At 71.7% G+C, this 3,843-nt stretch carries 5 protein-coding genes; 1 reads left to right on the top strand and 4 read right to left on the bottom strand.

Annotation, left to right across the window (positions count from 1 at the left end; translation table 11 throughout):
* Positions 1 to 11: 11 nt before the first annotated feature.
* Both CCN33_RS27765 and CCN33_RS27760 read right to left on the bottom strand, forming a co-directional pair.
* Complete coding sequence (locus CCN33_RS27765; protein WP_167387962.1) at positions 12 to 824, bottom strand: VOC family protein; 813 nt, start codon at positions 822 to 824, stop codon at positions 12 to 14.
* 214 nt (positions 825 to 1,038) lie between these two features.
* Positions 1,039 to 1,830, bottom strand: coding sequence for an RNA polymerase sigma factor SigF (locus CCN33_RS27760; RefSeq protein WP_086696160.1), 792 nt, complete (start codon positions 1,828 to 1,830; stop codon positions 1,039 to 1,041).
* A 357-nt stretch (positions 1,831 to 2,187) separates the two neighbouring features.
* On the opposite strand from CCN33_RS27760, the gene CCN33_RS27755 reads away from it, so the two are divergent.
* Positions 2,188 to 2,712 carry a hypothetical protein gene (locus CCN33_RS27755; RefSeq protein WP_086696162.1) on the top strand — a complete coding sequence of 175 codons (525 nt, stop codon included), beginning with the start codon at positions 2,188 to 2,190 and terminating at the stop codon, positions 2,710 to 2,712.
* 27 nt (positions 2,713 to 2,739) lie between these two features.
* Here the strand turns inward: CCN33_RS27755 and CCN33_RS27750 are convergent, their stop codons facing one another.
* Both CCN33_RS27750 and CCN33_RS27745 read right to left on the bottom strand, forming a co-directional pair.
* Positions 2,740 to 3,516, bottom strand: coding sequence for an NPP1 family protein (locus CCN33_RS27750; RefSeq protein ID WP_086696159.1), 777 nt, complete (start codon positions 3,514 to 3,516; stop codon positions 2,740 to 2,742).
* Positions 3,517 to 3,625: 109 nt separating this feature from the next.
* A partial coding sequence (locus CCN33_RS27745) for an ATP dependent DNA ligase (RefSeq protein WP_483027257.1) occupies positions 3,626 to 3,843 on the bottom strand: 218 nt, incomplete at its 5' end.

Here is a 3,843-nt window from a genome sequence, read left to right as displayed (position 1 = left end):
CCTGCCGTCCGTCAGCGCGGGCCGCGTGCGGTCACCGTGAACTGGGCGCCGTCCGGGTCCCGCAGGATCGCCTCCCGCTCGCTCTCGCTCAGCACGCTGCCGCCGTGCTTCTCGGCGCTGCGGGCGCAACGCGCCACGTCGTCGACCGAGAAGTGGATCTGCCAGTGCGGCCGCACCGAGGGGTCCGGGGCCGCCTCCACCGCGCCGGAGTCGATCCGCGCCACCACGGTGCCCTGGCTGCGCAGCACCACCTCGCCGCCCTCGTACTCGACCTCGCAGCCGCCCGCCTTCCCGGTGGCCCAGTCCAGCACCTCGCCGTAGAAGATCGCCGCGTCGAAGGCGTTGCGGGTGTGCAGGCGGATGAAGGCGGGGGCGGAGCGGCGCCAGGACTCCCAGTCGGAGAACAGCTCGCCCTGCCAGACGCCGAAGGTCGCCCCGTCCCGGTCGGCGAGCAGCGCGCCCCGGCCGGGCGGGAAGGACAGCGGGCCCACGGCCGCCGTGCCGCCCCGCTCCCGGACCCGCGCCACCGCCACGTCGGCGTCGGGGACGGCGAAGTACGGGGTCCAGGCCACCGCGGTCTGCCACATCCCGGCGACGGCGGCGATGCCGGCGATCGGCACGCCGTCCGCCAGCGCGATCCGGAAATGGTCGCCGAGGCGGGCGTCGCGCCAGCGCCAGCCCAGCACGGCGCTGTAGAACTCCTCGGTGGCGTCGAGGTCGCGGCTGGTCAGGCTCACCCAGCAGGGGGCACCGAAGACGGAGTGCGTCGAAACGGTGTCCTTCTTCTTCCTCAAGCCACCGCTGACGGATGTGTGGTGATTCATGACGGTCGCGTCCTGCTCTCGGGGCCCGGCGGCCACCGGTCTCGACCAGTGTCCGGCCGAAAGGGGGTCGGCTGCCTCCCGACTACCCCCCAGGAGGGCCCTGATGTGCGGTGACATCCCCCGGCCACCCAGCGCGTGCGGGTCGTCACGAACGCGGGCGGCTCTCGCCCGAAAGAGTGAAAGGTGCGGAGGTACGTGGGCTACGGGAGCCGGCTCAGCCCGACTCGGTGAGCAGTTCCTCGCGGAGCCGGTCGAAGCAGCCGCTCAGCAGCCGGGAGACGTGCATCTGCGATATGCCGAGCTGCTCCGCGATGCCGCTCTGCGTCATACCCCGGAAGAACCGCAGGTAGAGGATGGTGCGCTCCCGCTCGGGCAGTGCCGCCAGGCAGGGCTTCACGGCCGCCCGGTCCACCACCAGGTCGAAGCCGGGGTCCGGCTCGCCCAGGGAGTCACCGAGCGCGTAGCCGTCCGTGCCCGCCACGTCGGCGTCCAGGGACAGCGCGGAGAAGCACTCCAGCGCCTCCATGCCGGTGCGCACCTCGTCCTCGCTGAGCCGCGTGTGCGCCGCCAGCTCCGCCACGGTGGGCGGACGGCCGGGAATGGTCTGCGCCAGTTCCTTGCCGGCGCTGCGGACCCGGTTGCGCAGGTCCTGCACCCGGCGCGGCACGTGCAGGGTCCACATGTGGTCCCGGAAGTGGCGCTTGATCTCGCCGGTGATCGTCGGCACCGCGTACGCCTCGAAGGCCCGGCCGCGCTCGGGGTCGTAGTGGTCCACGGCCTTCACCAGGCCCAGGGCGGCCACCTGGTACAGATCCTCCAGGGACTCGCCGCGACCGCGGAACCGGACCGCGATCCGCTCGGCCATGGGCAGCCACAGCCGCACCAGCTCGTCCCGGAGCGCCGCGCGCTCGGGGCCCTTGGACAGTCCGGCGAGGCGCTCGAAGGCGTGGGCCGTGTCAGGGGCGTCGTCATGAGGGTGGGTTTTCGTGCTGCCAGTTACAGACATCGCGTGCACTTCTCTCGCGGGCTGGGACGACAGGCACATTCGGCACTGAAGTCCCTCTTCCCCAGTGTGCGGCAAAAACAAACAAACATGCCAATAAGGGACGAAACCCGTGTCGGTCTTGACCCGGTTTTGGACTGGGTGGCTCCATGGACGCGGGCCGTGAGAGGCGGTCGCCCGGAGTGATGTGCGGCACGCGCGCGAGCGGTGCCCGCGCACCCGCCCGGACGGTTTCTCCTGGGCACGGCTTGATCACCGAGCGAAGCGGGCGAACCGCCTGGCCATGTGGCATTCCGCTCATTTGACAGTGTGCTGAGCACACGGATAGACAGCAGCTCGCGGATGGTCGAGAGGGGCACTGTGTACGAGCCGAACGTGGTCGGTGACTGGCAGGAATACGGCGAGCACGCCGGCCTGCGGGTCCGCGTCCATCGTCTGGAGACGGCCGAGCCGCCCCGGGGGCGTGACGACGCCGCGGCCGGGCTGACGTACTTCAGCGTCCGGGTGACGATCGAGAACCGCGGCACCCGCCCGTGCAGCGTCCAGCTCGAGGACGGTCAGATCGACGTCCGGGTCGGCGCCGACGGCGAGGGCGCCTTCATCGACTGGCGCAACTCGCAGTTCATCGAGGGCTTCGACGTGTACCCGCTGCGCCGGGCCACCGCCGTCGTCCACGCGGCCGCCGCCGAGGACGCGCTCACCCATGTGGACGTCCAGGTCCATCTGCGGGTGGACGACGAGTGGACCGACCGCAGGCTGTGGGCCGGCGGCATCGGCCTCACCGAGACCGCCCAGGTGGCCACCGCCGCGGCCTGCGGGCCGGACAGCCTGGCGCACCAGCTCACCGCGTACCTGGAGGAGCGGACCGAACCCGGCACCGCCTGACGGGCGCCGGGCCGGCCCGCGAGAGGGTCAGGCGTTCGGGTCGAAGGGGATTCCGGCCGGCTTCGCCGACGCCAGGTGCGAGGCGAAACTCGCGTCCTTCAGGCCGAAGTTGGCGCTGCCGAAGTCATACGTGCTCAGCTTGTCGCGCAGACCGGGCGGGTAGCCGTCCCAGCCGACCAGCGCCGGGTACTGCCAGGTGTGCTTGTGGTTCTCCGGCGGTTCGTCGCCCGTGCCGGCCAGCCGGAAGCAGTGCGTGCCGATGCCGTCCTTGTGGTAGACGACCTTGGCGTGCGTGCCCTCGAAGCGGACCTCGGAGGCCGGGTGCACGGTGAAGGAGCCGTGGTTGGACGTCGACACGTACCGCGTCTGCCCGTCCTGCACCCACACCACCACGTGTTCCCAGTCGTTGCGGTGGCCGCCGATGCTGGTGCCGGGCAGGGCCTGGTCCTTCTCGAAGTACAGGCCGTACAGGTAGCCGCACCAGCCGTTGTTGCACTTGGCGCGCGAGTAGCCGTTGGTGTTGTCCAGGTCGGAGGCGTCACGGCAGTTGCCGTTGAGCGCGCCGGTCGGGTTCAGGCCGGGGTTGATCGTGCCGTCGGGGCCGATCGCGGGCGTCGAGTAGCAGCCGTCGGTGTCGTAGTCGAAGGCGGGCTGGTACCTCAGCTCCTCGGCCGTGGCGTTGACCGGCAGGGCGAGCGGGGGAGCGGCGAAGGCCGCGGCCGGGAAGGCGATCACGAGGGTGGCGGCGCCGGTGAGCACGGCGAGCCATCTGCCGCGCCGTCGGCGGGACGGGGACGAACCCACTTCAATCTCCAACTGCGTTGAGGGACAGGGCAGTTCAGCATCCCGGCCGGAGGGCCCGCTGTGAAGCCGTCCCACCTGTCCCCCAGGTGAAATCCTGTCAGCCGCGCGCTCAGAGGTCCTCGGGGAGGTCCGCCGCCGAGTCCTCGGGGGCGAGATCCGGGCGCAGGCGCAGCCAGCTCGGCTGGCGCAGCAGCCCCGCCCGCGTCCGGGTGCTGAAGCCGACCTCGCCGACCAGCCGGGGCAGCACCCAGCGCGCCCCCGGAAGCCGGGGCTCGGGATCGAAGGGGCACCGTTCGCTCGCCGATGCCGCGAGCCGGGCCGCCAGCT

Origin of the sequence: Streptomyces recifensis (assembly GCF_002154615.1) — a bacterium.
GTDB classification, from domain to species: domain Bacteria; phylum Actinomycetota; class Actinomycetes; order Streptomycetales; family Streptomycetaceae; genus Streptomyces; species Streptomyces griseoluteus.
The sequence above is the reverse complement of the archived record's forward strand: the minus strand, read 5'-3'. Positions and strand labels throughout refer to the sequence as shown.

What these genes read in the sequence shown, in the direction of transcription:
- CCN33_RS27765 (WP_167387962.1), bottom strand. Translation starts at nt 824, where the DNA reads ATGAATCACCACACATCCGTCAGCGGTGGCTTGAGGAAGAAGAAGGAC.
- CCN33_RS27760 (WP_086696160.1), bottom strand. Translation starts at nt 1,830, where the DNA reads ATGTCTGTAACTGGCAGCACGAAAACCCACCCTCATGACGACGCCCCT.